This window comes from Micromonospora sp. NPDC047465 (genome assembly GCF_040643125.1).
Classification (GTDB): domain Bacteria; phylum Actinomycetota; class Actinomycetes; order Mycobacteriales; family Micromonosporaceae; genus Micromonospora.
The window spans coordinates 159,543-185,392 of record NZ_JBEYTP010000001.1; the positions used below are offsets into that span (position 1 = coordinate 159,543).

At 73.9% G+C, this 25,850-nt stretch carries 26 protein-coding genes; 6 read left to right on the forward strand and 20 right to left on the reverse strand.

Annotation, left to right across the window (positions count from 1 at the left end; genetic code table 11):
• Window positions 1-16 precede the first annotated feature (16 nt).
• From ABZ793_RS00820 to clpB, 14 genes are all read right to left on the reverse strand, one after another.
• On the reverse strand, window positions 17-394 hold the full coding sequence (locus tag ABZ793_RS00820; protein WP_007073957.1) for a metalloregulator ArsR/SmtB family transcription factor: 378 nt from the start codon (window positions 392-394) through the stop codon (window positions 17-19).
• 57 nt (window positions 395-451) lie between these two features.
• Window positions 452-991, reverse strand: a complete 540-nt coding sequence (locus tag ABZ793_RS00825; RefSeq protein ID WP_350685601.1) for an orotate phosphoribosyltransferase — start codon at window positions 989-991, stop codon at window positions 452-454.
• 167 nt (window positions 992-1,158) lie between these two features.
• Window positions 1,159-1,968 carry an SDR family oxidoreductase gene (locus tag ABZ793_RS00830; protein WP_357449844.1) on the reverse strand — a complete coding sequence of 270 codons (810 nt, stop codon included), beginning with the start codon at window positions 1,966-1,968 and terminating at the stop codon, window positions 1,159-1,161.
• Window positions 1,965-2,669: a hypothetical protein gene (locus ABZ793_RS00835; protein WP_357449846.1), complete on the reverse strand. Its 705-nt coding sequence runs from the start codon at window positions 2,667-2,669 to the stop codon at window positions 1,965-1,967. Before ABZ793_RS00835 ends, ABZ793_RS00830 begins: the two co-directional genes overlap by 4 nt.
• Window positions 2,670-2,741: 72 nt before the next feature.
• Complete coding sequence (locus ABZ793_RS00840; protein WP_357449849.1) at window positions 2,742-3,572, reverse strand: hypothetical protein; 831 nt, start codon at window positions 3,570-3,572, stop codon at window positions 2,742-2,744.
• Between the two features lie 125 nt (window positions 3,573-3,697).
• Window positions 3,698-5,266 (reverse strand): polyamine aminopropyltransferase, encoded by a 1,569-nt coding sequence (locus tag ABZ793_RS00845; RefSeq protein WP_357449853.1) that lies wholly within the window; start codon window positions 5,264-5,266, stop codon window positions 3,698-3,700.
• Window positions 5,263-6,093, reverse strand: coding sequence for a hypothetical protein (locus ABZ793_RS00850; protein WP_357449856.1), 831 nt, complete (start codon window positions 6,091-6,093; stop codon window positions 5,263-5,265). The genes ABZ793_RS00845 and ABZ793_RS00850 overlap by 4 nt, the downstream gene beginning before the upstream one ends.
• Window positions 6,093-6,515, reverse strand: a complete 423-nt coding sequence (locus tag ABZ793_RS00855) for a DUF350 domain-containing protein (RefSeq protein WP_357449859.1) — start codon at window positions 6,513-6,515, stop codon at window positions 6,093-6,095. Before ABZ793_RS00855 ends, ABZ793_RS00850 begins: the two co-directional genes overlap by 1 nt.
• 37 nt (window positions 6,516-6,552) lie before the next feature.
• Window positions 6,553-6,978, reverse strand: a complete 426-nt coding sequence (locus ABZ793_RS00860) for a DUF4247 domain-containing protein (RefSeq protein WP_350702217.1) — start codon at window positions 6,976-6,978, stop codon at window positions 6,553-6,555.
• On the reverse strand, window positions 6,975-7,481 hold the full coding sequence (locus tag ABZ793_RS00865; RefSeq protein WP_350702219.1) for a DUF2617 family protein: 507 nt from the start codon (window positions 7,479-7,481) through the stop codon (window positions 6,975-6,977). The genes ABZ793_RS00860 and ABZ793_RS00865 overlap by 4 nt, the downstream gene beginning before the upstream one ends.
• Window positions 7,481-8,104 (reverse strand): DUF4178 domain-containing protein, encoded by a 624-nt coding sequence (locus ABZ793_RS00870; protein ID WP_357449862.1) that lies wholly within the window; start codon window positions 8,102-8,104, stop codon window positions 7,481-7,483. The genes ABZ793_RS00865 and ABZ793_RS00870 overlap by 1 nt, the downstream gene beginning before the upstream one ends.
• A gap of 105 nt (window positions 8,105-8,209) precedes the next feature.
• A complete protein-coding gene (locus tag ABZ793_RS00875; protein ID WP_357449865.1) occupies window positions 8,210-9,169 on the reverse strand; it encodes a hypothetical protein in 960 nt (319 codons plus the stop codon).
• A gap of 69 nt (window positions 9,170-9,238) precedes the next feature.
• The gene (locus ABZ793_RS00880) at window positions 9,239-9,616 is read right to left on the reverse strand and encodes a hypothetical protein (protein WP_357449868.1); all 378 of its coding nucleotides are present in this window, start codon (window positions 9,614-9,616) and stop codon (window positions 9,239-9,241) included.
• A 114-nt stretch (window positions 9,617-9,730) separates the two neighbouring features.
• Entirely contained in the window at window positions 9,731-12,322 is a 2,592-nt protein-coding gene (gene clpB / locus ABZ793_RS00885; protein ID WP_357449872.1) for an ATP-dependent chaperone ClpB, read from the reverse strand.
• A gap of 233 nt (window positions 12,323-12,555) precedes the next feature.
• Between clpB and ABZ793_RS00890 the strand changes: the two genes are divergently transcribed.
• From ABZ793_RS00890 to ABZ793_RS00900, 3 genes are all read left to right on the forward strand, one after another.
• The gene (locus tag ABZ793_RS00890) at window positions 12,556-13,056 is read left to right on the forward strand and encodes a TrkA C-terminal domain-containing protein (protein WP_350702229.1); all 501 of its coding nucleotides are present in this window, start codon (window positions 12,556-12,558) and stop codon (window positions 13,054-13,056) included.
• 7 nt (window positions 13,057-13,063) lie between these two features.
• Window positions 13,064-14,269, forward strand: a complete 1,206-nt coding sequence (locus tag ABZ793_RS00895; protein ID WP_357449876.1) for a cation:proton antiporter — start codon at window positions 13,064-13,066, stop codon at window positions 14,267-14,269.
• A gap of 179 nt (window positions 14,270-14,448) precedes the next feature.
• Window positions 14,449-14,880 (forward strand): hypothetical protein, encoded by a 432-nt coding sequence (locus tag ABZ793_RS00900; protein WP_350702233.1) that lies wholly within the window; start codon window positions 14,449-14,451, stop codon window positions 14,878-14,880.
• 218 nt (window positions 14,881-15,098) lie between these two features.
• Here the strand turns inward: ABZ793_RS00900 and ABZ793_RS00905 are convergent, their stop codons facing one another.
• The 5 genes from ABZ793_RS00905 to dnaK all read right to left on the reverse strand — a co-directional run bounded on the left by ABZ793_RS00905 (window position 15,099) and on the right by dnaK (window position 19,920).
• A complete protein-coding gene (locus ABZ793_RS00905) occupies window positions 15,099-15,308 on the reverse strand; it encodes a hypothetical protein (RefSeq protein WP_357449879.1) in 210 nt (69 codons plus the stop codon).
• 192 nt (window positions 15,309-15,500) lie between these two features.
• Entirely contained in the window at window positions 15,501-15,941 is a 441-nt protein-coding gene (locus ABZ793_RS00910) for a helix-turn-helix transcriptional regulator (protein WP_350682760.1), read from the reverse strand.
• 46 nt (window positions 15,942-15,987) lie between these two features.
• The gene (gene dnaJ / locus ABZ793_RS00915; RefSeq protein ID WP_357449883.1) at window positions 15,988-17,184 is read right to left on the reverse strand and encodes a molecular chaperone DnaJ; all 1,197 of its coding nucleotides are present in this window, start codon (window positions 17,182-17,184) and stop codon (window positions 15,988-15,990) included.
• 83 nt (window positions 17,185-17,267) lie between these two features.
• Window positions 17,268-18,011: a nucleotide exchange factor GrpE gene (gene grpE / locus ABZ793_RS00920; protein WP_357449886.1), complete on the reverse strand. Its 744-nt coding sequence runs from the start codon at window positions 18,009-18,011 to the stop codon at window positions 17,268-17,270.
• Window positions 18,012-18,057: 46 nt separating this feature from the next.
• The gene (dnaK, locus tag ABZ793_RS00925; protein ID WP_357449889.1) at window positions 18,058-19,920 is read right to left on the reverse strand and encodes a molecular chaperone DnaK; all 1,863 of its coding nucleotides are present in this window, start codon (window positions 19,918-19,920) and stop codon (window positions 18,058-18,060) included.
• Between the two features lie 220 nt (window positions 19,921-20,140).
• Here dnaK and ABZ793_RS00930 point away from each other — a divergent pair, with 220 nt between their 5' ends.
• The 3 genes from ABZ793_RS00930 (at window position 20,141) to ABZ793_RS00940 (ending at window position 25,001) form a co-directional block, all read left to right on the forward strand.
• The gene (locus ABZ793_RS00930) at window positions 20,141-21,982 is read left to right on the forward strand and encodes an ABC transporter (protein WP_357449892.1); all 1,842 of its coding nucleotides are present in this window, start codon (window positions 20,141-20,143) and stop codon (window positions 21,980-21,982) included.
• Window positions 21,979-23,664 (forward strand): GTPase, encoded by a 1,686-nt coding sequence (locus ABZ793_RS00935; protein ID WP_357449895.1) that lies wholly within the window; start codon window positions 21,979-21,981, stop codon window positions 23,662-23,664. Before ABZ793_RS00930 ends, ABZ793_RS00935 begins: the two co-directional genes overlap by 4 nt.
• A gap of 113 nt (window positions 23,665-23,777) precedes the next feature.
• Window positions 23,778-25,001 (forward strand): hypothetical protein, encoded by a 1,224-nt coding sequence (locus tag ABZ793_RS00940; protein WP_357449898.1) that lies wholly within the window; start codon window positions 23,778-23,780, stop codon window positions 24,999-25,001.
• A gap of 118 nt (window positions 25,002-25,119) precedes the next feature.
• Here ABZ793_RS00940 and ABZ793_RS00945 read toward each other — a convergent pair whose 3' ends face one another.
• A complete protein-coding gene (locus tag ABZ793_RS00945; protein ID WP_357449902.1) occupies window positions 25,120-25,710 on the reverse strand; it encodes a phosphatase PAP2 family protein in 591 nt (196 codons plus the stop codon).
• Window positions 25,711-25,850: the final 140 nt, after the last annotated feature.

The window sequence follows — 25,850 nt, forward strand, 5'->3', positions numbered from 1 at the left end:
GGACGATCGCTACAGGTCAGCGAGCCTTCTTGGTGGCGCGCTTGCGCGGCGGGGTCAGCAGATCCGCGATCGTGGCGATCGCGGTCGGCACCAGCCGGTAGTAGGCCCAGACACCGCGCTTCTCCCGCTCCAGCAAGCCGGCCTCGGTGAGGATGCGCAGGTGGTGACTGACCGTCGGCTGCGAGAGGCCGAGCGGCGCGGTCAGGTCGCACACGCACGCCTCGCCCTCGGGCGCCGACTGGATCAGGCTGAGCAGCCGCAGTCGAGCGGGGTCGGCGAGGGCCTTGAGGACCCCGGCGAGACGCTCGGCATCGGCACGTTCGATCGGCTCGCCGGCAAGCGGCGAGATCTGAGGCATGGTCATTTCAGCCAACGCAGTTCCCACGTATTCCATCCTTCCACCAGCAGCATCGATCCGCCTGCATATCAGCAGATCCGAATCGGCAGACTTTTACGCCACAAGGCCGAGGTCAGCCAACGTATAGGCCGCCCGATAAGGCAGTCCGGCAGCTCTCACCGCGTCGCCGGCGCCTCGATCAACAATAACCGCCACACCCACGATCTCGGCCCCGACCTCACGAAGGGCCTCGACCGCGGTCAACACACTCCCCCCGGTGGTGGACGTATCCTCCACCGCCAGCACCCGCCGGCCGGCCACGTCCGGTCCCTCGATCCGGCGCTGGAGCCCGTGCGCCTTGCCCGCCTTGCGGACCACGAACGCGTCCAGCGGATGATCAGTCGCCGACGCGGCGTGCAGCATGGACATCGCCACCGGATCGGCGCCCAGGGTCAGGCCGCCCACCGCGTCGTAGTCCCAGTCGGCGGTCAGCTCGCGCATCACCCGGCCCACCAACGGGGCGGCCTGGTGATGGAGCGTGACGCGACGCAGATCGACGTACCAGTCCGCCTCGCGCCCGGAGGAGAGCACCACCCGGCCGTGGACCACCGCCAGGTCGGTAATGAATTTACGCAGGTCGTCGTGGTCCCCCATGGGGGTAGAGGGTACTGCGCAAGTCTGGGAGCCGCGTGCCGGGTCCACCCGGATCAGCCGTGGGAGCGACCGATGGATGGCGATGGCCGGCTACGCTGAGCGACCGTTCAGCCGGTGGGGCGGGCGATCGACGCCGGCCGCGGCGCGGCGCGGTGCCGCCGCGGCGGTCAGCCGCCGTCGCGACCGATGCGGCCCCGGGTGTCGCGGGCCACCGCCTCCAGCAGCCGCCGGGGCGCGTGCCGCAAACCGGCGACGGCCAGCTTGTACTTCCACGCGGGGACGCTGACCAGCTTGCCTTTGCGCAGGTCACGCAGCGCTTCGTCGACCACGTCGTCGGCCCGCAGCCACATCCACTCCGGGGTCTTCGACATGTTGATGCCGGCCCGCTCGTGGAACTCCGTCCGCGTGTAGCCGGGGCAGAGCGCCATCACGCGGACGCCGAACGGCCGCGCGGACTGGCCGACGGACTCACTGAAGTTGGTGACCCACGCCTTGCTGGCCGAGTAGGTCGAGCCCGGCATGACCGCCCCGAAACCCGCCACGGAAGAGACATTTATCACTGCCCCGTGACGCCGCTCCGTCATCGGACGCAGGGCCGCGAGGGTCAGCCGCATCACCGCGTGCACGTTGAGCCGCAGCAGCCGCGCCTCGTCCTCGGCGGACGAGCGCAGGAACGGGGTGTTGAGGCTGATGCCGGCGTTGTTGACCAGCAACTCGACCGGCGACCCCTCCGCCAGCCGCCGCTCCACGGCCGCGCAACCGTCGTCGGTGGACAGGTCGGCCGGGATCGTCTCGACCTCCCGGCCGTGCCGCGCGGTCAGCTCGGCCGCCGCGTCGGCCAGCCGGGCGGCGTCCCGCGCCACGAGCACCAGGTGCCAGCCGTCCGACGCCAGCCGGCGGGCGAAGGCGGCGCCGATGCCGGCGGTCCCGCCGGTGATCAGGGCCCGCCGCCCGGTGGTCGGCTGGTCGAGCGTCACGGGCGATCCTCACTCGGCGGGTACGAAGGCGCGGGCGGCTGGTGCCACGGGTGCTGGGCGGGCGGCGGTGCGGACTGCTGCGGGTCGGCGGGCGGTGCGGGCTGCGTCGGGGGCTGCTGCGGGGCGGGCGGTGCTGGTCGGCGGCGGAACCAGGCGTTCGCCGCCGGCAGGGCCAGCAGCGTTGCTACCACAAGGTAACCGAGCACCTGGCCGACGGAAAGCCCTGCGCCCAACGGAATCCACCAGGACGGGTGGGCGTCGTCGACGAGGCCTAGCAACTCCCCCGTCGCCCGGTCGTCCTCGCCGAGTCGCAGCGGGGCGGCACGCTGGCCGACCAGCACCGCCAGCGCGCAGCAGCCGAGGATCAGGCCCAGGCCGGACACCACCCAGGTCGCGGTGCGCGCGCCGGAGCGGCCGGCCCGCAGGCCGAGGGCCAGGCCGGCGAGGAGCAGCCCCGCCAGCAGGCTCACCACCACGGTGAGCACGGTGGACACGCGCAGCAGGGTGACGATGCGGTCGACCTGCCCGGGGCCCGCCGAGGTGCCCCCGGCCGCGTCGCGGAACCGGTCCACGGTGCCCCCGAGGGTCGCCGCGCCGGCGACGGCGTACGCCAGGGCGGCGACCGCCATCAGCACCAGCGCCGCCACGGCCAGCGTGACCACGGCCGGGCGACGGGCCGGTGCCCGATCGGGGTACGACACGACGAGTCCCTCCGGTAGGCGTCGGGATGCAACCTACTCGGAGGGACCGTCGGCGTCGCCGTTATCGACCGGTCAACTCATCGGCGGCGGCGTCGGACCGGGGCGGTCCGAGCCGGGCTGCTCGCCACCCGGGGTCGCCCCCGGCTGACCCGACTGCCCGCCGTACGGAGCGGACGGCGGCTGGCCGCCCGGAGCCGGATAGCCGGGCTGGCCCGGCGCCGACGGCTGGCCGGGTGCCTGCGGATACCCCGGCGTCTGCGGATAGCCGGGCTCGCCGGACGTCTGCGGGTGGCCCGGGTAGGCCGCGCCCGGGACCGGCGGCTCCCACGCCTGCTTCGGCTTGCGGAAGAACTCGTTGGCCTTCGGCAGCGCCAGCAGGATCAGCGCGGCGAGCAGCGAGAGCAGCCCGATCACGCCGACCAGCGTGGAGACCGGGTTGACCCAGCCGGGCAGCGCCTCCTCCAGGCGGCGCTGGATCTCCTCGGGGCTCGGCCCGTTGCCGGTCGTCTGGCCGGTCCCGCCGAAGCCGCCGCCCGCCAGGCCGCTGGCCAGGCCGCCGCCCGTGCAGCAGACCATGATGCCGCCGATGATCCAGGTGGTGATCCGGGCCCCGTTGCTGCCCCGGTTGTTGAACACGCCCAGTACGGCGAGCACCACCGCGAGCAGGAGCAGGATGGCGGCGCTGACGATGGTGATGACCTTGGTGATGTCCGCCAGGTTCTGCACACCGTTGGCCTCGGTGCCCCGGTAGGCCTCGTCGAGCACCCTGGAGACGGTGCCGAGGGTGGACAGCGTGATGATGACGCCGATGAGCTGGGTGAGCGCGAACAGCCACAGCAGATACGTGGAAATGGTCACCACACCCGGCCGGGTGCGGGCCGGCGTGTTGTGGGGATCGACCATGATTCTCCCTCCCTAAGATCGCGGTCACACCGTATCGAGATCGGGCCAGTCGGGCACGGCAGGCGGACACCGACCCGCCGTACGGCATCGATACGTTCGCCCGCGACGGGGCGCGGCGGGGCGCGTCAGTAGCCGCGCCACTCCGCCCGCGCGTACTCCAGCACCCGGGGCTGGAGCAGGGTGGAGGCCGGCACGTCCACGCGGCGGCGGTCGGCGGGGAAGGCCCCGGCGGCGGAGAGCGTCGCCGCGTCGAGGAAGCGCAGCGCCGGCGCGTCCGGCGGCAGGGTCAGGGCGGGCGCGGTAGCGCCGGGGGCGGCGAGCAGGAAGCCCCAGTCACCGAAGGACGGCACGTCCACGTGGTACGGCGTGGTGGCGAAGCCGGCCTCGCGCAGCGACGCCTCGATCGACCAGTACGACCGGGGCGCGAAGTACGGCGAGCCGGACTGCACGACCAGCCGGCCGCCCTCGGCGAGCACCGCGCGCACCAGCGCGTAGAACTCGACCGTGTAGAGCTTGGCGGTGGCCGTCTCGTCCGGGTCGGGCAGGTCGGCCACCACCGCGTCGAACCGGTCCGTGGCGGTACGCAGCCACGAGAACGCGTCGGCGTGCACCACCCGGACCCGGGGGTCGTCGAACGCCCCGCCGTTCAGCCGGCGCAGCTGCGGCTCGCTGCGGGCCAGCGCCACCACCGCCGGGTCCAGGTCCACCACCGTGACCCGCCGGACGTCCGGGTAGCGCAGCAGCTCGCGTACGGCGAGGCCGTCGCCGGCGCCGAGCACCAGCACCTCGCCGCGCGGACCGTTCAGCACCGGATGCACCAGCGCCTCGTGGTAGCGGTACTCGTCGACGGAGCTGAACTGGAGGTCGCCGTTGAGGAAGAGCCGCAGGTCGGTGCCGGCCCGCCCGGTCTCGGCAACCGAGCGGGTGAGCACGATCTCCTGGTAGCGGCTGCGCTCGGCGTGCACCACCGGGTCCCGGTAGAGCTGCTGGCGGGCGGTCAGCTCGAAGTCGTGCGCGGTCACCCACGCGTACCCGAGGCTGAGGAAGACCACGGCGGTGCCGGCGCCGAGCGCGACGCGGGCCCGGCGGCTCAGCTCGCGCCGGAAGACCGTGCAGACCAGCGCGAGCCCGGCCACGGCGTTCACCGCGCCGACCACCAGCGCGCCCTTGAGCTGCCCGAAGACCGGCAGCAGCAGGAACGGGAAGGCCAGCCCGCCGAGCAGCGCACCGACGTAGTCGGCGGCGAACAGGTCCGCCACCGCGCTGCCGGCGGACTGCTCCCGGATGCGTTGCAGCAGCACCATCAGCAGCGGGATCTCCGCGCCGATCAGCAGGCCCAGCACGAACGCGGTGCCGACCAGCGCCGGTCCGTAGAGGTCCAGCCACGCGAAGGCCGCGTAGAGGCCGAGGACGGAGAGACCGCCGAGCAGGGCCAGGGCCAGCTCGATCGCGGCGAACGCGGCGGCGGCGCGCGGCTGCAACGGCTTGGCGGCGAGCGCGCCGACACCCATCGCGAACACCATGACGCCCAGCACGATCGACGCCTGCCCGACCGTGTCCCCGATCAGGTAGCTGCCCAGGGCGACCAGGGCCAGCTCGTAGACCAGGCCGCAGGCGGCGCAGACGAAGACCGCGACGAGCACCGCCGCGCGGGACAGCCGCCACCGCGCGGGCGCCGGCGCGTCGACGGTCACCGGCCCTCCGGCGTACGCCGTGCGTCCCGCTTGGCGGACTGCTGCCGGGGCGCCGTGGGCGTCCGCCCGTTGGCCCCGCCCTTCTCGGCCTCCCCGCGGAGCTGGCGGCGGCGCTGCCACAGGCCGACGGCGACCAGCAGCCCGGTGAGCAGCAGCAGGCCGAGCGCGGCCAGCAGGTAGCCCCAGCGGTCCCGCCACAGGTCGTTGCCGGCGTCCGACAGCGGAGCGGGGGTGGCCGCGTCGGCAGCCGGGGTGGCGGCCGGTTCCACCAGTCCCGCCTCGACGGCGAGCAGGGGCAGCGTCACGGCGGCCCGGGTGATCGCCCAACCCGGATCGTCGATGAAGACGTCCTCGGTCAGGCCGAACCGGGTCAGCCCGTCCTCGATGCGGAACAGCTGACTGGTGGAGATGTCGGCGGACCCCGTCACGTCGATCCGCGCGAAGTCGTTGCTCTCGCTGCTCTCCGAGGTGTAGGCGACCCGGGCGTCCACCTGCACCCATCGGGGGCACGCCGGGTTCTCCTCGACCGCGACCCCGTCGCCGAGGTTCGACCCGACGCTCAGCGGGTCGCTGTAGCTGAAGTAGTCCTGGAGCACCCAGCCGTAGCAGATGCCCTGGCTGTCGGCGGAGCGTTGGAGGATCGGCACGGTGTCAGCGCGTTCCTGCGCGGTCGGCGACGGCACGTCGTCGTCTCCCGAACCGCTGTTGACCATCCCGGCCACCACGCACCCGAGGACGATCATGCCGCTGACCAGCCAGATGACCGCCGCCGCCTTCGGCGACGACTTCTTCGCGGCCGGCGCGGTGGGCGTCTTCGCGCCGGCCATCAGCTGATGGCGGCGGCGATGATCGCGCCGGTGGCCAGGTGGACGACGGCGGAGACCCAGACCGCCGGGTGCGGCTGCGGGTCGACCAGGATCTCCCCGAGCCTGCCCGGCGTGGCCGCGTCGAGCAGCAGGAACGCCGCCGCCATGATGACCAGGCCGAGGATGCCGTACGCCGCCGCGCCGACGATGCCGAGCACGAAGTCGTCGGCGCTGGCGGCGATGGCGGCCACCACGATGATGCCGACGCCCGCCAGGTTGGAGGCGAGCAGCAGCGCGGCGTTGCGGTTGCGCTCGACCCAGATCAGCTCGTGGAGCTTTCCGGGGGTGGCCACGTCGACCAGGGCGTAGCCGACGGCCATCAGGACGACACCGACCACGCCGTAGGCGAGCGTGACCAGCAGATCGGTGACCAGCGTCTGCAAGGGGACTCCAGGGGTTTCGTCGGGGTGAGGGGATGGGCTACTTGCCGGAGCCCGGGCCGCCGCCGCGCACCGTGCTGCCCCGGCCCCAGCCCCAGTGGTTGCCCACGGTGGAGTGGTAGCGCGGGTACGCCGTGCCGAGGCGTTCCAACAGGATCACCGAGCCGGCGGCGATCGGCAGGATCACCACCGAGTCGTCGTCGTAGCGCAGGTAGACGCCGCTGCCGTCGACGTACTGGTCGGCCGGCCGCCACGCGTCGGTGACCTCCTTCGCCACCTGGCTGGGCGACCGGTTCGAGGTGTAGGCGACGGCGTCCCGGCCGATGTCCTGGCTCGCCGCCCGGGTGTACCTGTCCTCGACGAAGCCGCGGGGCGAGAAGTTGCCGTAGAAGATGGCGAAGGCGGCGACCAGCGCGCCGATGACGGCGAACGCCACCCCCACCACGAACCAGCGTCGGTACGTCATCGCAGTGCCACCACCGTCTCGGTCAGGACCAGCTCGTTGGTCTGGGGATACGCGTGCCAGGTGCGCCAGCCGAGGGCGCCGTCCGGCGGGTCGGGACGCACCGACAGCGCCGTCACCGCGTCGGCGTCGCCGGGGAAGACCCCCACCAGCGCGTACGGGTCGTCGGCCAGGTCGGCGCGCAGGGCGGCCACCCGGTCGCTCAGCCCGGTGCCGGCGGGCCGCAGCACGGTCGCGGTGAAGCGGTAGCCGTTCGCCTCGTCCTGCACCGCGTGCGGCAGCTCGGGCGGGCGGCCGGGCAGGCAGGCGACCGTCTCGGTCAGCGTGGCGCCTCCAGCGCGCAGGACCACCTGGTGCGAGGCGCCGAGCAGGCGCAGCCGCAGCCGGACGCCGCCGGGCAGGTCGAGGTCGAGCACGTGCAGCGCGGGCAGCTCGTCGTCGCCGAGGGCCAGGCTGAGGTCGGCGGCGCTGGTGTCGACGTACGGGGCGTCGAGGGTGACGAGCATCAGTCCACCTCGGCCTGTGGGTAGATCATCACGTCGGCGCGGTGCAGCACCTCGCCCAGCGCCACCTCCCAGCCCGCCTCGCCGTACGCCTCGAAGGAGAGCCGGGCCCCGCCGGGTGCCTGGTAGTCGTGGTACCGCATGGTGCCGGTCGGGTCGAGGCCGGTGGTGCCCGTCGCGGTGTAGCGAGCCTGGCCGGACTCGTTCCAGTTGTAGCGTCGGCCGGCGAAGTCGATCGTCGGGGCGCCCGGGGTGACGGTGGCGCCCGGCTCGGCGGCCCAGAGCACCAGTTCCAGCTCCGGGTCCTCCTCCACGGAGAGCCAACGGCGCACGCCCGCGGCGTCGTCGAGCAGGTGCTCGGCCCAACTCCAGCCGCCCTCGACCAGGCGGATCGAGCCGCGGACGGCGTACGACGTCCCACGGATCTCGACGATGTCGCCGGGCTTCAGGCGGCGGGGGTCGCCGCGCAGCGCGTCGGCGTCCCGGTCCCGCAGCGGGTCGCCCGGGTCCTTGGGGCGCTGGGGCCGGGACCGACCCCGGCGCAGGGCCACCACGGCGACCACCACTCCGGCCACCCCCACCAGACAGCCCGCCGCCGTCAGCAGGTACGCCACCGACCCGTCCACCGACCACCTCCCCAGGTACGTCGGCGGAGACGGTAACAACCCCGCGCACCTGGGGAAACCTGCTGCCGTTCGAGTGAGAGACCGATTACGCGGCGTGCTGGGCGCTCAGTCGTCCGCCGTCCCCGCCTCGGCGTCGCCCGGCCGGGCCGGGGCCTCGTGTGCCGCCGGATCGGGGCAGATCAGGTGACCGGGCGGGACGGCCTGGTGACCGCCGGGCCCGGCCGGCGGGACCTGGACGCCGGGCCCGGCCGGCGGGGCGTAGGCACCGGGCCCTGCCAGTGGGGCGTAGGCACCGGGCCAGGCCGGCGGGACGTGTCCGCCGGGCCAGGCCGTCGGGGCATAGGCGCCGGGCCCGGCCGGCGGGGCGTAGGCGACGGGGATCAGGGCGTAGCCGGCCGGCGGTGGCGGCGCGGCGGGGGAGGCGGCCCGGGGCACGAACCACCGGTGGGCGGGCGGCAGCGCCAGCAACAGCACCACCGCGAGGGTGAGCAGCAGCACGGTCAGCACCCCGAGGCCGGCCAGCGGGAACAGCACCGCATCGAAGGGGTCGGACTCCGAGTAGAGGGTCTCGATGAACTTCGACTCCGCCCAGAAGTCGGCCTCCGGGTCGACCGGCCCCTCGTCGGGATACTCCCCCTCCGCGTACGGCTCGCTGAGGCCGAGGCCGAAGAGCAGGGGGAACACGAGCATGCCGGCGAAGCTCTGGCCGCAGCAGACGACCAGTTGGACGCCGCCGGCCACGAAGACCAGGATCCGGGCGACGTTGCCGCCGCGCCGCACCGGCGGCGCCGTGGCGGCCAGCCAGAGCGCGAGCAGCAGGGCGGGCAGGCCGAGCACCACCGCCCCGACGACGTTGCTCCAGCGCTCGCCGCGCACCTCGTCGGGATCGGCGTCCGGAACCGCCCGCACCGCGCGGTCGATCTGGCCGTCCCACTGGAAGGCCTGGGTGACGACCAGGGCCACCAACCCGAGGAGGACGAGCACGGTCACGAGCTGCAACCAGAAGGCGATGGTGACGGTGGCGGGGCGGGGCGGGCGTACCGGCGCGTCGGCGGGCGGCGTCATGGGACGGAAGCTACGGATCGCCGGCGCCGGCCGGCAGGGCCGATCGGGCGGGGCCGGCCGGCGAACGGATCATGCTCCGGCGAGCCGCTCCGACGCGTAGCCGCCCAGGGTGGCGCGGCCCATGACGCAGCCGGTGAACGTGCCGAACTCGGCCGGGTCGTCCCGCAGCGCCGTCCAGGCCGCCCGACCGGCCGCCGGGTCGAGCCGTTCCAGCAGCGTGGCGGCGTAGACGCGGCCCGCCGGGGTGCCCTCGGCGAGCAGCCGGTCGAGTTGCCCGCGTACGTCCTCGGGGTCGTCGGCGAGCGCCGCCTCGACCCGCCGGTACGCCTCGGTCACCGGCAGCAGCGTGCCGGCGATCCCGACCCCGCCGAACGCCACCGTGTCGGCCTGCCGCAGCTCGTCGAGGGCCGCCTCGACCTCCCGGTCCCTCTTCCCGATCCCGAACATGCCCCTCTCCTTCCCCGCCGCGCCCCGCCCCACTCGTTTGAGTCATGAGGTTGGCGGCGGTTGCCGAGATCCAACTCGCCGCCATCCTCATGATCGATGCGGGTCGGGCGGGGGTCAGGCCGTCGAGACCGAGAGGGCGTCCTTCGTGTCCGCCAGGTCGACGCGAACCGTGTCGCCGTCGCGGATCCGGCCGGCCAGGAGGGCCTTGGCGAGCTGGTCGCCGATCGCCGTCTGGACCAGGCGGCGCAGCGGCCGGGCCCCGTAGATCGGGTCGTAGCCGTGCTCGGCGAGCCACCCCCGGGCGGCGTCGGTGATGTCCAGGCCGAGGCGGCGGTCCGCCAGCCGCTTGCGCATTCGGTCGAGCTGGATGTCCACGATGGCCCGCAGGTCGTCACCGTGCAGCGCGGCGAAGACCACGATGTCGTCCAGCCGGTTGAGGAACTCCGGCTTGAAGTGCGACCGGACCACCGCGAGGACGCCCTCCCGGCGCTGCTCCTCGGCCAGCGTCAGGTCGCCGATCACTGACGACCCGAGGTTGGAGGTGAGGATCAGGATGGCGTTGCGGAAGTCCACCGTGCGGCCCTGCCCGTCGGTGAGCCGACCGTCGTCCAGCACCTGGAGCAGGACGTCGAAGACGTCCGGGTGGGCCTTCTCGACCTCGTCGAGCAGGATCACCGAGTACGGCCGGCGGCGCACCGCCTCGGTGAGCTGGCCGCCCTCCTCGTAGCCGACGTAGCCGGGCGGGGCGCCGACCAGGCGGGCGACGGAGTGCTTCTCGCCGTACTCGCTCATGTCGATGCGGACCATGGCCCGCTCGTCGTCGAAGAGGAACTCGGCGAGCGCCTTGGCCAGCTCGGTCTTGCCGACGCCGGTCGGGCCGAGGAAGAGGAAGCTGCCGGTCGGGCGGTCCGGGTCGGCGACCCCGGCCCGGGCGCGGCGTACGGCGTCGGAGACCGAGCCCACGGCCTGGGCCTGACCGACCACGCGGGCGCCCAGCGACTCCTCCATCCGCAGCAGCTTGGCGGTCTCGCCCTCCAGCAACCGGCCGGCGGGGATGCCGGTCCAGGAGGCGACGACGGCGGCGATGTCGTCGGCGCCGACCTCCTCCTTGAGCATCGCGCCGTCGGCCTGGAGCCGGGCCAGCTCCTCCTCGGCCTGCTTCAGTCCGGCCTTGAGGGCGGGAATCCGGCCGTAGCGCAGCTCGGCGGCGCGCTCCAGCTCGCCGTCGCGCTCGGCCCGCTCGGCCTCGCCGCCGAGCCGCTCCAGCTCCTCCTTGGCGGTGGAGAGCTTGGTGATGTGGTCCTTCTCCAGCTTCCAGCGGTCGGCGAGGGCGGTGAGCTGCTCGCGCTTGTCGGCCAGCTCCTTGCGCAGCCGCTCCAGCCGCTCGGCGGAGGCGGCGTCGGGCTCCTTGGCCAGCGCCATCTCCTCGATCTCCAGCCGGCGCACCGCCCGCTCGATCTCGTCCACCTCGACCGGTCGGGAGTCGATCTCCATCCGGAGCCGGGAGGCGGACTCGTCGACCAGGTCGATCGCCTTGTCCGGCAGGAACCGGTCGGTGATGTAGCGGTCCGACAGCGACGCGGCGGCGACCAGGGCGGCGTCGGTGATGCGTACGCCGTGGTGCACCTCGTAGCGCTCCTTGAGGCCGCGCAGGATGCCGATGGTGTCCTCGATGGTCGGCTCGCCGACCAGCACCGGCTGGAAGCGGCGCTCCAGGGCCGGGTCCTTCTCGATGTGCTCGCGGTACTCGTCGAGGGTGGTCGCGCCGACCATCCGCAGCTCGCCGCGGGCCAGCATCGGCTTGAGCATGTTGCCGGCGTCCATCGAGCCCTCGCCCTTGCCGGCGCCGACGACGGTGTGCAGCTCGTCGAGGAAGGTGATGACCTGCCCGTTGGAGTTCTTGATCTCCTCCAGGACGGACTTCAGCCGCTCCTCGAACTGGCCCCGGTACTGCGCGCCGGCGACCATCGCGCCGAGGTCGAGCGAGACCAGCTTCTTGTCGCGCAGCGACTCGGGCACGTCGCCGGCGACGATCCGCTGGGCCAGGCCCTCGACGATCGCGGTCTTGCCGACGCCCGGCTCGCCGATCAGCACCGGGTTGTTCTTGGTACGCCGGGACAGCACCTGGATCACCCGGCGGATCTCCGAGTCCCGGCCGATGACCGGGTCGATCTTGCCGTCGCGGGCGCTGGCGGTCAGGTCCACGCCGTACTTGGCCAGGGCCTGGTAGGTCTGCTCGGGGTCGGCGGTGGTGACCCGCCGGTCCCCGCCGCGCACGGTCGGGAAGGCGGCGACGAGGTTCTCCTCGGTGGCGCCGGCCGACTTCAGGGCGCCCGACACCGCGCCACCCACCCGGGCCAGGCCGGCGAGCAGGTGCTCGGTGGAGGTGTACTCGTCGCCGAGCGGCCGGGCGATCTGCTCGGCGGCCCCGATGGCGTTGACGAACTCGCGGGCCAGGGTCGGCTCGGCGATGCTGGAGCCACGCGCGGCGGGCAGGGCGTCGACCGAGCGCTGGGCGACCCGGCGTAGCTCGGCGGGGTCGGCCCCGACGGCGCGCAGCAGGCCGGCGGCGGTCGAGCCCTCGGTGTCCAGCAGTGCCAGCAGCAGGTGCCAGGGCTCCACGGTGGCGTGACCGCGCTGGTTCGCCATCGCGACGGCACCGGTGATGGTCTCGCGGCTCTTGGTGGTGAGTCGTTCCGTGTTCATGGGCTCCCCCGGATCGGCGTGTCCACTGGGAAGGACACAACCAGAGTTGAGCCTATTCCGCTCAACCCTGCGCGTGTGAGCTGGATCACTCTCGCGGCCCGGACGTGCCCAGCGGTGTCTGAGTGATCGATTGGACGGGCCGCTCTCGTGGCGGAAAAGCGCTGAGCGACCACACAACGGAACGGCGCTCGTTGCCAAGATCTACGCATGCCGACCAGGGGTAGCCTGGCCGTGTGCGCGTACGTGTTGAACAGACCGCCCTGCCGGGAATCGGGGTCCGTCACGATCTGCTGACGGAGTCCGGTCGCCGCCTCGGCGTGGTATCCCACCGCAATGGCCGCCGTGACCTCGTCCTGTACGACCCGGACGATCCCGACTCATGTCAGCACGACATACCGCTGACGGACGACGAGGCGGAGGCGCTCGCCGACATCCTCGGCGCGTCGCTGATGCTCGGTCAGCTGTCCGGGCTGCGGGAGCAGGCCGCCGGCCTGCTCACCGAGCAGATCGCCATTCCGGCCGGCTCGAAGTACGTCAACCGGAAGCTCGGGGACACGCAGGCACGTTCCCGCACGGGCGCCTCGATCGTGGCCGTGCTGCGCCACGGCGAGGTGATCGTCTCGCCGGAGCCCTCCTTCCGCTTCGCCGCCGGTGACGTGGTGGTCGTGGTCGGGACCCGCCAGGGCCTCGACGGGGTGACAGCCATCCTTGCCGACAGCGACCCGGACGGCTGAGGCGCGGATGCACGAAACGACAACACTGCTCATCGAAGTCGGCGCACTGCTCTTCCTGCTCGGCCTCCTCGGCCGGCTGAGCCGCCGGATCGGCCTCTCGCCCATCCCCCTCTACCTGCTCGCCGGGCTCGCTTTCGGGCACGGCGGCCTGCTGCCCCTGGCCGCCAGCGAGGAGTTCTTCGCGGTCGGCGCCGAGATCGGCGTGATCCTGCTGCTGGTCATGCTGGGCCTGGAGTACTCGGCCAACGAGTTGGTCGGCAACCTGCGCGCCGCGGCCCCGGCCGGCCTGATCGACGGGCTGCTGAACGCGCTGCCCGGGGCGGCGTTCGCGCTGCTGCTCGGCTGGGACTGGGTCGCCGCCCTGGTGCTCGCCGGCATCACCTGGGTCTCCTCCTCGGGGGTCATCGCCAAGGTCCTCGCCGACCTGGGCCGCCTCGGTAACCGGGAGACCCCGGTGATCCTCTCGATCCTGGTGATCGAGGACCTGGCGATGGCGTTCTACCTGCCCCTGGCGACCGCGGTGCTCGCCGGCAGCGGCCTGCTGGGCGGCGGCATCGCGCTCGGTGTCGCGGTCGGCACCGTGCTGCTGGTGCTGGTGGTAGCGATCAAGTACGGCAACCTGATCTCCACCGCCATGTCGGCGAAGGACCCGGAGGCGCTGCTGCTCGGCGTACTCGGGATGACCCTGCTGGTGGCGGGCATCGCGGCGAAGCTCCAGGTGTCGGCGGCGGTCGGCGCGTTCCTGGTCGGCATCGCACTGTCCGGGCCGGTGGCGCACCACGCGACCGAGCTGCTCACCCCGCTGCGGGACCTCTTCGCGGCGGTCTTCTTCGTCTTCTTCGGTCTGGTCACCGACCCGCGGGACATCCCGCCGGTGCTGCTGCCCGCGCTCGCGCTGGCCGTGATCACCATGGCGACGAAGACGCTCACCGGTTACCTGGCGGCTCGCCGGGTCGGCATCGCCGAGCCCGGTCGCTGGCGGGCCGGCCTGACCCTGGTGCCCCGGGGAGAGTTCTCCATCGTCATCGCGGGGCTCGCGGTGGCCGCCGGCAGCGTCGACCCGAAGCTGGCGGCGCTCGCCACGGCGTACGTGCTGATCACGGTCGTGACCGGGCCGATGCTGGCGCGGCTGCCCGACTTCGCGTGGTTCAAGCGGTGGCTGCGGAGGCGCGGCGCGGCCCAGCGGGCCCAACCGGTGCCGGCGCACGACTGACCGACGTCACCGTCGAGGGCCGGGTCGACCGTACGGTCGGCCCGGCCCTCGCCCAACGGTTGTCGAATTGCCTCCGGCGGGGGCTACCGCCGGTCAACGCGCCGGGTTACCGTTTCGCCCCAGCAGCCAGAGCTCGCGGACGGCCTGAGCCCCCGCGGACGAGAGCGGAAGGTTGGCCGGTGAGCGTGCAGGAGTCGACGTTCCACGGCTTTGCCAACCCCGTCGATCCGACCCCCGCCGAGCTGCGCGCGTGGGCCTTCCAGCCCGACTCCGTGCCGCTGACCTCCATGCCGCCGGACTGGGACCTGCTGGTCTCCGGTGACCGGCTGGTGGCGGTGCTCTTCGACCTGGCGATGGACGCGACCTGCCCGGCCCGCCGGTTCGCCCTGCACTGCCTCTACATCTACGCCGCCGACGGCATCCGGACGAAATTCCGCGCCCACCCGAAGCGGCGCTTCCGGAAGCTGGTCGAGCAGGCCGAGCGGAACGGCGACGACCTGATGCGCACCTGGGCGTACAACAGCCGGGTGCTGCTGGCCCGGCCGGAGCTCTTCGTCTACCGGGACTGGTGCGAGGGCGGCCTGGTCCGGGAGAACCGCCGCATCGCCTGAGCGCCCCCACGCACCCGCACGGCGCACCCGGCATCCCGGCCCGCCTCTGGACGGCGAACGGGCCGGGACCCCCGCCCGGAACCTCTGGCGTCCCGGCCCGCCTCTGGACGGCGAACGGGCCGGGACCCCCGCCCGGAAACTCTGGCGTCCCGGCCCGCCTCTGGACGGCGAACGGGCCGGGACCCCCCGTGGGTCCCGGCCCGCACGTCGGCGGATCGTCAGTGTTCCGATCCGCCCTGCTCGCGGCGTCTCGCCTCGTCGCGTCCCTGGTCGATGCCGTGGTCGACCTGGTCGGCGAACCTGCCGTTCTTGATCTCGTCGGTGAAGCGGCTCTCGGTGAACCGGTCGAATCTCTCCCGGACGTTCTTCGCCACCTCGTCGAGCCGTTCCTCGGTCTGCTGGGCAACCTTCCTCGCCGCTTCCGTCATGGCTCCCCCTGCCATCGGAGTCCGGATTGAGATGGTTAGACCTGAATTTGAGGCTAGCGGATCCGGCGCCGTCCCCGCCGGCGAACCGGTAACCGCGGGCCCTTGCCGGGACGGCACGTCCCGGGCGGGGGCAGGGGCGGGAAGACGACCGCGCCCGGCCGCGGGAGGGCGGCCGGGCGCGGTGAAATGTCGTCAGCGGTCGGGTCCCCGCCGGGGACGCCAGACCACCAGCGCGGTGGAGGTGCGGTTGGTCGGGACGAGGTCGCTGCCCGGAAAGCGGGCCAACGACTCCAGCTCGGCGATCCGGCGGTACGCGGCGTCCAGCTCCGCCTCCAGCCGGGCCACCCGCTGCTGGGCCTGCTCCAGCAGCCGCTCCAGCCCGATGATGCGCTTGACCCCCGCCAGGTTGATGCCGTCGTCCTGGCTGAGCCGCTGCACCTCGCGCAGCAGCACCACGTCCCGCACGCTGTAGCGGCGGCCGCCGCCGGCCGCCCGACCCGGCTGGACCAGGCCCAGCCGGTCGTACTGGCGCAGGGTCTGCGGGTGCATCCCCGCCATCCGTGCCGCCACCGAGATCATCAGCACCTTGGCCTCGTAGGCAGGGTCACCCGAACCGACGAACTCGTCCGACATCCCGCTCACCTCCGCGTGCACTCCACCGAGCCGACTGAACACCGGGTCAACTGAATCGACGCACCCGCGCGTCGAGATGTTCCCGGGCGGCCGGCGGGGTCTGCGCGGCGAAGCTCTCCAACGCCGTACGCGCCTCGTCGGACACCCGCGCGGGCACCACCACGTCGAGGGTCACCAGCAGGTCACCCGCCTGCCCGTCACGACGGACCACCCCCTTGCCGCGGGCCCGCAGGATCCGGCCGCTCGGCGTGCCCGGCGGCACCCGCAGGGTCACCGCGCCGTCGAGGGTGGGCACCCGCAGGTCCGTGCCGAGCACGGCCTCCGCGAACGTGATCGGCACGGTCAGCGTGAGGTCGTCGCCCGTACGCCCGAACAGCTCGTCCGGTCGCACCTTGACGTGTACGAAGAGGTCGCCGGCCGGGCCGCCCCGCGCGCCGGGCTCGCCCCGCCCCGCCAGCCGGATCTTCTGGCCGTCGGCCACCCCGGCCGGGAAGCGGACGTTCAGCGTGCGGGTCTTGGTGACCCCGCCGGTGCCCTGGCACTCCGGGCACTTCTCCTCCACGATCGTGCCCACGCCCTGGCAGTTGCGGCACGGCTCGGAGAAGCTGAACGACCCCTGGTTGCGGGTGGTGGTCCCGGCGCCGTGGCACACCGGGCAGGTGCGCGGCTGGGTGCCGGGCTTGGCCCCGTTGCCGTGGCAGGTGTCGCAGACCCCCGGGGCGCGCAGCGTCAACGGGACGGTCACCCCGCGTACGGCGTCGCCGAAGTCGAGGGCCACCTCGGCCTCGACGTCCCGGCCCCGCGCCGGGCCCCGAGGTGAGGCCGGCCCGCCGCCGGGACCAGCGGCGCCGCCGGAGAAGATCGAACTGAACAGGTCCTGGAAGCCGGCCCCGCCGAAGCGGCGGTCGCCAGCCCCACCCGCCGCGCCCCCGAACAGGTCGGAGACGTCGAACGGCATGCCGCCGGGCTGGCCGGCGCCACGGGCGTTGCGCCGGAACGCGCCCGAGCCGAACAGCGAGCGCAGCTCGTCGTACTCACGGCGCTTGGCGTCGTCGCCGAGCACCGCGTACGCCTCGGAGGCGGCCTTGAAACGCTCCTCGGCCTTCGGGTCACCGGGGTTGTGGTCCGGGTGCGAATCCCGCGCCAGCTTCCGGTACGCCTTCTTGATGTCGTCGCCGGAGGCGGCCTTGTCCACGCCCAGCACGGCGTAGAAGTCCTTCTCGATCCAGTCCTTGGAACTCACCGGTCCACCCCCTCCCTACCTGGGGACCGACCGTCCCGCCCACCTGTTCGGGGTGGGCGGGACGATCCGGTCGTCGTTGCGCACTACTCCGGGTCGGCGACCGCGACCATGGCGGGTCGCAGCAGCCGCTCCCCGACCTGGTAGCCCCGACGCATCACCTGCACGCAGGTCGGCTCGGTGACGTCGGCCGAGGTCTGGTGGGCCACCGCCTCGTGCCGGGTCGGGTCGAACGGGTCGCCCTGCTCGCCGAACGCCGTCAGCCCGAACTTGCCGAGCGCCGCCGTGAGCTGCTCGGCCATCGTGCCGAACGGCCCGACCAGGTCGCCGTGCTCGCGGGCCCGGTCCAGGTCGTCGAGGATCGGCAGCAGCGCGGCGAGCATCGCCCCGGTCGCCTGCTCGGTGACCAGACCCTTGTCCCGGTCCACCCGCTTGCGGTAGTTGGCGTACTCCGCCGTCACCCGCTGCAGGTCCCGGGTCCGCTCGTCGAGGTCCTTGCGCAGCGCCTCCAGTTCGGCGCCGAGCGCGGTCCCGCCGCCGTCGGCCGGCTGTGCCGGGGCGTCCACCACCGGCGGGCCGGCCACCTCGGCCGCCTCGACCTCGATCTCGTCGACCACGACCTCGGCCTCCTCGACCAGGCCCTCGGCCGGGACGTCCGACCCGGCGTCGGCGGCGGTCGCCGCCGACTCGCTGGTCTCGCTGGTCTCGCTGATCTTGCGGTTGTTGCGGATGACGACCCGCGGCCCGTCGCCGGCCTGCTCGGCGGGCGCGGAGCCACCCGGCGTCGACCCGGTCGCACCCGGGTCGGCGGCTCGTGGCTTCTCCGTCATGGGCTACCTCATCCCTCTGCCGTGGTGCCGTGTCCGGGACGGACCGTCACTTCTTGTCCTCGTCCACGATCTCCGCGTCGACCACGTCGTCCGCGCCACCGGCCTGCGCGCCACCGGTCGCCCCGGCGCCCGCCGCACCCGCGGCACCCGGACCGGCCTCGCCCGGCTGCTCGCCCTGCTGGCTGTAGAGCAGCGAACCGGCCTGCTGGGAGACCTGCGCCAGCCGCTCGTGCGCCGACTTGATCTTCTCGATGTCCTGACCACCGAGGGCGCCACGCAGCTCGCCGAGCGCCTCGTTGATCTGGTCACGGGACTCCGACGGCAGCTTGTCGCCGCTCTCGGCCAGGAACTTCTCGGTCTGCCACTGGAGCGCCTCGGCCAGGTTGCGGGTCTCGGCCTCGTCGCGGCGGCGCTTGTCGTCCTCGGCGTGCTCCTCGGCGTCGCGGCGCATGCGCTCGATGTCGTCCTTCGGCAGCGAGGAGCCGCCGGTGATCGTCATCTTCTGCTCCTTGCCGGTGCCGAGGTCCTTGGCGTGGACGTTGACGATGCCGTTGGCGTCGATGTCGAAGGTGACCTCGATCTGCGGCACGCCGCGCGGCGCCGGCGGGAGGCCGGTCAGCTCGAAGGTGCCGAGCTTCTTGTTGTAGGCCGCGATCTCCCGCTCGCCCTGGAACACCTGGATCAGCACCGAGGGCTGGTTGTCGTCCGCCGTGGTGAAGACCTCGGAGCGCTTGGTCGGGATGGTGGTGTTGCGCTCGATCAGCTTGGTGAAGATGCCGCCCTTGGTCTCGATGCCCAGGCTCAGCGGGGTCACGTCGAGCAGCAGGACGTCCTTGACCTCGCCCTTGAGCACACCGGCCTGCAGGGCGGCGCCGACGGCGACGACCTCGTCCGGGTTGACGCCCTTGTTGGGCTCCCTGCCGGTGAGCTGCTTGACCAGGTCGGTCACGGCCGGCATGCGGGTCGAGCCGCCGACCAGGATGACGTGCTCGACGTCGGAGACCTTGATGCCGGCGTCCTTTACGGCCTGCTCGAACGGGCCCTTGCAGCGGTCCAGCAGGTCCTGCGTCATCCGCTGGAACTCGGCCCGGCTGAGCGTCACGTCCAGGTGCAGCGGGCCCGCCGCGCCGGCCGTGATGTACGGCAGGTTGATGTTGGTGGTGGTGGCGGCGGACAGCTCGATCTTGGCCTTCTCGGCCGCCTCGCGGAGCCGCTGCAGGGCCATCTTGTCCTGGGCCAGGTCGATGCCGTGCTCGCCCCGGAAGGTCTTCACCAGGTGGTCGATGATGCGCTGGTCCCAGTCGTCACCACCGAGGTCGTTGTCACCGCTGGTCGACTTGACCTCGATGACGCCCTCGGCCAGCTCGAGCAGCGACACGTCGAAGGTGCCGCCGCCGAGGTCGAAGACCAGGACGGTCTGCTCCTTGGAGCCCTTGTCCAGCCCGTACGCCAGGGCCGCCGCGGTCGGCTCGTTCACGATCCGCAGCACGTTGAAGCCGGCGATCTCGCCGGCCTCCTTGGTGGCCTGGCGCTGGCTGTCGTTGAAGTAGGCCGGGACGGTGATCACCGCGTCGGTGATCTGCTCGCCCAGGTACGCCTCGGCGTCCCGCTTGAGCTTCATCAGTGTGCGGGCCGAGATCTCCTGCGGGGTGTACTTCTTGCCGTCGATGTCGACGGACCAGTTGGTGCCGACCTCCCGCTTGACCGAGCGGATCGTCCGGTCCGGGTTGGTCACCGCCTGGCGCTTGGCGACCTCACCGACGAGCACCTCGCCGTTGCGGGCGAACGCGACGATCGACGGGGTCGTCCGCGAGCCCTCAGCGTTGGCGATGACGGTGGGCTCACCGCCCTCCAGGACGCTGACGCAGGAGTTCGTCGTGCCGAGGTCGATACCGACCGCACGTGCCATCTTCGCTTCCTCGCTTCGTGACGTTGTGAGCGCTCGTGGGCACCGCCCTGAGCTGCGTGGCGGGTGCCGCACGCAGCGACCCCACCACAAGTTGAGTGAACTTGACTCAATAGTGCCACGCCCCCGGAAATCGTCAAGTCGAGGTTGAGCCGACCCGACGCAAGTCACGGGTACTACCGGCCGGTTGTCTTCCCTTGCGTCGGTCGGGCACGCTTTAGCGGTGACGACGCACGGCGACTCCGCCACCCAGGCCGACGCGCCCACCGTCGCAGCCCGCACCGGCTCCGCGGACGCCGGGGAGGACCGGCCCGCCACCACCGGGGACGACAGCCTGCCCACCGCGCTGGCCGGCCTGCGCGCCGCGATCGGGGCGGCCCGGTTCCCGCTGGCGCTGCCCTCCGCCGAGCCCGCCCGACGGGCCGCCGGGAGCCTCACCGACCAGCTCGACGACTACCTGCTGCCCCGGCTGCGCCGGCTCGACGCGCCGCTGCTCGTGGTGGTCGGCGGGTCCACCGGCGCGGGCAAGTCCACCCTGGTCAACAGCCTGGTGCAGGCGCGGGTGAGCGCGGCCGGGGTGCTCCGGCCCACCACCCGCTCCCCGGTGCTGGTGTGCAGCCCGGCCGACTCCGGCTGGTTCCGTCAGGGCGAGCTGCTGCCCGGCCTCACCCGCACCAACGAGCCCAGCGAGGACCCGCACACCCTGCAACTGGTCACCGCCCCCGCCCTGCCGCCCGGGTTGGCCTTCCTCGACGCCCCCGACATCGACTCGGTGGTCGACGCCAACCGGGCCCTGGCCGGCCAGCTCCTGGCCGCCGCCGACCTCTGGCTCTTCGTCACCACCGCCGCCCGCTACGCCGACGCGGTCCCCTGGGAGCTGCTGCGCGGCGCCCGGGCCCGGGGCGCGGTGATCGCCATGGTGCTGGACCGGGTGCCCCCGGAGGCGGCCGACGAGGTTGCCGCCCACCTGTCGGAGATGCTCGCCGCGCAGGATCTCGGCGCGGCCCCGCTGTTCGTGCTGCCCGAGACCTGGGTCGACGGGCAGGGTCTGCTGCCCGACCGGGTGACCGCGCCGCTCTCCGCCTGGTTCGCCCGGCTGGCCGCCGACGCCGACGCCCGGGCGGCCGTGGTCCGGCAGACCCTCGACGGCGCACTCGCCGCGCTGCGCCCGGCGGTCGAGGGGCTCGCCGACGCCGCCGACGAGCAGGTGACCGCCGCCGACGCGCTCGACGAGCGGGTGCGGGCGGCGTACCGGGGGGCGCACCGGACCGTCGAGCAGGGGCTGAAGGACGGTCGGCTGCTCCGTGGCGAGGTGCTCGCCCGCTGGCAGGAGTTCGTCGGCACCGGGGAGTTCTTCCGCACGCTGGAGGCCCGGATCGGGCGGCTCCGCGACCGGATGGTGAGCGCCGTCACCGGCCGTCCCGCGCCCGCCTCGGAGCTACGCGAGGCGATCGAGTCCCAGCTGGTGACTCTGCTGCGCGGTGTCGCCGCCGAGGCGGCGGAGAACGCGTACACCGGGTGGAAGGCGCATCCCGCCGGGGCGGCGCTGCTCGAACCGGGGCTTGCCCACCCCGCCGGCGACCTGCCCGAGCGGGCCGAGCGCCTGGTCCGGGAGTGGCAGCGCGGCGTGCTGGAGCTGGTGCGGGTCGAGGGCGGCGACCGGCGCTTCGTGGCCCGCACGGCCGCGTACGCCGTCAACGCCACCGGGCTCGCCGTGATGATCGCCGTGTTCGCCTCGACCGCGTTCATCCCGACCGGGCTGGAGGTCGCCACCGGGGCCGGCACCACGGTCGCCGCGCAGACCGTGCTCCAGGCGGTCTTCGGCGACCAGGCCGTGCGTACGCTCGCCGCCAAGGCCCGGGCCGACCTGCTGGAGCGGGTGCGGGCCCTGCTGGACGACGAGGCCGCCCGCTACCTGGTTCGGACGACGGAGGCCCGGCCCGCCGCGGACACCGCGGAGGCCCTGCGCCGGGCCGGCAACGGGGTGGAGATGGCCCGGCATCGCAGTGGCCTCGCCGACGCGGACGCCGCGCGCCTCCCCGGCGCCGAGGGCGGAGGATCATGACGAACATCGTCGGGCGGATGCGCGAGGCGTTCCGTGGTGACCGACAGGTGGACGCCGACGCGCTGATCGCCCGCCTCGACGCCGTACGCCGGTTCCTCGCGGTCGTCGATGGCCACCTGCCGGATTCGCGACTCGTGCCGGCGCACACCCTGGTCGAGCGGGCCGGCACCCGGCTGGCGCTCTCCCGCGACCACACCGTGGTGGCCCTCGCCGGCGCGACCGGCAGCGGCAAGTCCAGCCTGTTCAACGCGCTCGCCCGGATGGAGCTCTCCCCGGTCGGCGTGCGCCGCCCCACCACCGGCGTCACGCACGCCTGCGTCTGGGGGCCGCTCGACGGCGGCAACCGGCTGCTCGACTGGGTCGGCGTGCTGCCCCGGCACCGGTTCGTCCGGGAGAGCGTGCTCGACGGCGACGACGAGTCCGCCCTGCACGGGCTGATCCTGCTCGACCTGCCCGACTTCGACTCGGTGCAGAGGTCCCACCGGCTGGAGGTGGACCGCCTGCTCGGCCTGGTCGACCTCGTGGTCTGGGTGGTCGACCCGCAGAAGTACGCCGACCGCGTCATCCACACCAGCTACCTGCGCGAGTTCCACCGGCACAGGGACGTCACGCTGGTCGTGCTCAACCAGGCCGACCGGCTGCCCCCGGCCGAGCTGCCCCGGGTGCTGGCCGACCTGCGCCGCCTGCTCGACGCGGACGGCCTGGCCGGCGTGCCGCTGCAGGCCACCACCGCCGTGGAACCGGCGGGCATGGTCGGGCTCCGGGAGGCGCTGGAACGGACGGTGGCCGGGCGGCAGGCCGCGCTGCGCCGGCTCCAGGGTGACGTGGACACGGTGGTGGCCGGGCTCGACGAGCTGGTCGGGGCCGGGCCGCCGGCCGCCGGGCCGGACGAGGCCGCCGTCGCCGCGCTGCACCGGGCGCTGGCCGGCGCCGCCGGGGTGCCGACGGTCGCCGAGGCGGTCGAGCAGGCGTACCGGCACCGGGGCGCCGCCGCCACCGGCTGGCCGCTGGTCCGGGGCTGGCGGCGGCTGCGGCCCGACCCGCTGCGTCGGCTGCACCTGCCCGGCCCGACCGGCGAGCGCGACGACCCGGCGGAGAGCCTGGTCGCCGCGACCTCGGTGCCCGACCCCACCGCCGCGCAACGCTCCGCGCTCGGGCTGGCGATCCGGTCCGTGGCCGACCGGGCCGGGGCGGAACTGCCCGCCTCCTGGCCCGCCGCGGTGACCGCCGCCGCCCGGTCGCGCCTCGGCGACCTGCCGGACGCGCTGGACCGCGCGGTCGCCGGCACCGACCTCGGCATGGACCGCCGGCCGCTCTGGTGGCGGATCGTCGGCGGCCTCCAGTGGCTGGTGACCCTGGCCGCGCTGGCCGGGCTCGCCTGGCTGGCGCTCGGCTACGGGCTGCGCGCGCTGGGCCTGCCGGAGCTGGCCGACCCGACCGTCGGCGAGGTGCCGCTGCCCACCCTGCTGCTCCTCGGCGGCCTGCTCGCCGGGCTGCTGGTGGCGGCCCTGACCAGGCCGGCCGTCCGGTGGGCGGCCCGCCGCGCCCGCCGCCGCGCCGAGCACCGGCTCACCGAGCGGGTGACGACGGTCGGCGAGGAGCAGGTGCTGGCACCGGTGCGGGCGGTGCTCGCCTCCTACGCCGAGGCCCGGGCGGCCCTGCGGGACGCCGCCGGCCGCTGACCCGGGCACACGTCGGCGGCAGCCGCGGGTCGGCGGTGGTGGGTGTCCACGACGCGGGCGATGCTCGGGTCGCTCGTGCCGTCCGGAGCCGGGCGGCAGCGTAGGGTCGGTGGATGGGAACGCCTCAGACCCCGTACGACGCGGTGCTGCACGCCGCCCGCGACGTGGCCAAGCTGGAGAACGCCCTCGACGCGGAGATGCTCGGCGCGGCCCTGCTCGGCAGCGTCTACGCGGTCGCGGAGACCGACCGTGACAGCGCGGTGCGGGAATTCGTGGCCGGTTTCCTGGCCGCCACCTCCCGTCGCCGCTCGGCCGCCGCGACCACCGTCCGCTCGGTCTTCGCCGCGCTGGTGCCCGACGCCGAGGGCGCCACCCGGGTCCGCCCCGGCGCCGCCACCCCCGCCTGGGCCGCCCACCTCGGCCGGGTCCACCTCACCGGCTGCTGGTCCTACGGCGACGTGTACGGCGACCAGACCTCCTACCTGGCGACCTTCGCGTACGACGACCCGGCCGGCGGGCCGGCGCACGCGGTGGTGACGCTGCTCGACCACAACATCGGCATCACCAAGGACGTCTTCGTCGGCGGGCCGCCCGACCGGATCCTCGACCAGGTGCGGCAGATGTGCGCCGGGGACGAGCTGACCTGGTTCCGCGACGAGGAGCCGGCCCGGATGCACGCCGAGGTGGGCCGGCACCTGGCGATCACCGACGGCCTGAGCGAGCTGCCCGGGGAGGGCTCGCTGGCCACCGACCGCGCCCTGCTCGGCGCCCGGCTGGCGCGGTTGCCCCACCCCGTCCGCACCGTGCCCGCGCCCGCCGTCGAGCCGCTCTCCGCCGCCGAGCGTACGGAGCTGGTCCGCCGGTTCCTCGCCTCGCCGGAGGCGGCCCGGTTCGGCCTGGACGCCGTCGACGGGGCGGAGCTGGCCTCGCTGCACTTCTGCCTCAGCCTGCTGCTGGACCACGCGGCCAGCTTCCCCGACGCCGACCCGATGCGGTGGAGCCCGACCGTGTCCGGGCTGTTCCTGCTGGACTGGGTGCACCGGCGGGCGGTGCTGGACATGGACGACGCCGCCCTGCTGCCCCGGGTGCTGCGCGGCTGGGCCGCGTACGCCGCCCGCAAGCGCGGTCTGCCGGAGCGGGCGGCGGCGCAGACCGACACGGCGATCGAGGAGATGGTGCCGGAGTTCGCCCGCCTCTACAGCACGGGCGAGCGGCGCAGCCCCGCCACCGCCGCCGTAGCGCAGTTGATGGCCGACGGCGTCGACCCGGACGACCCGGCCGCCCTGGACGCCTGGATCGAGGCCAACCGCCACCGCCTGGCCGACGAGGGCGCCTGACCGGTTCCGCGCAAGGCCCGCGTTGATCGTGAGGTCGGCGGCGGTCGGGACGATCCACCCCGCCACCGACCTCGTGGCGGACGGCCGGGCGGTGGGCGGAGGACGGGCGCCGGGCGGGTCAGCGGAGGGGCGCGAAGACGACGCCCGCGATCAGTGCGCCGAGCAGGGCTCCCGCGACCACCTGGGGCACGGTGTGGTCGTTCAGGCGGACCCGGGACCAGCCGACGAGCGCGAGCAGCGGCGCGGTCGCCAGCAGCGCGGCGCCGAACGTCAGCACCAGCACCACCACCGTGCCGGCGGCCACCGCCGAGTGGATCGACATCTTCCACCAGTGGCTGACGGCCACGGCGACCACCAGGCCGAGCAGCCCGGCGGCGGCCAGGGCCAGCACCGGGCGGGGCGCGCCGAGGACCGCGAGCAGGGCCAGGCCGGCGGCCACCGAGCAGAGGCCGAACAGCAGCGGGACGCGGCGCTGCTCGCGGACGCCCACGTGGTGGTCGGTGAACCGGCCCCGGCGCACCCCGCCGACGATGTACGCGAACGGGATGCCGCTGACGAAGAGGGTGGCGAGCAGGCCCCAGGCCAGCCCGTGCGTGCCCCGGGTGCTGTGCCAGCCGACCGCCACGGTCAGCAGGGAGACCAGCACCGCGGGCGCGGTCAGCTCGGTGACGAGCCGGGCGAGCCGCAGCGTGGGGCCGGGACGCGGCACGGCGTCCGGGCGGGTCGAGGGCCCTGCGCCCGTGCCGTCCGCTCCGCTCAGCGCTCCGCCTCTGCTCCGCCCCGGGCCGCGCCCGGAGCCACCCCGTCCACCCACCGGCGGCCCGACCCGCGCTGCGCCGTCGGGCGGCT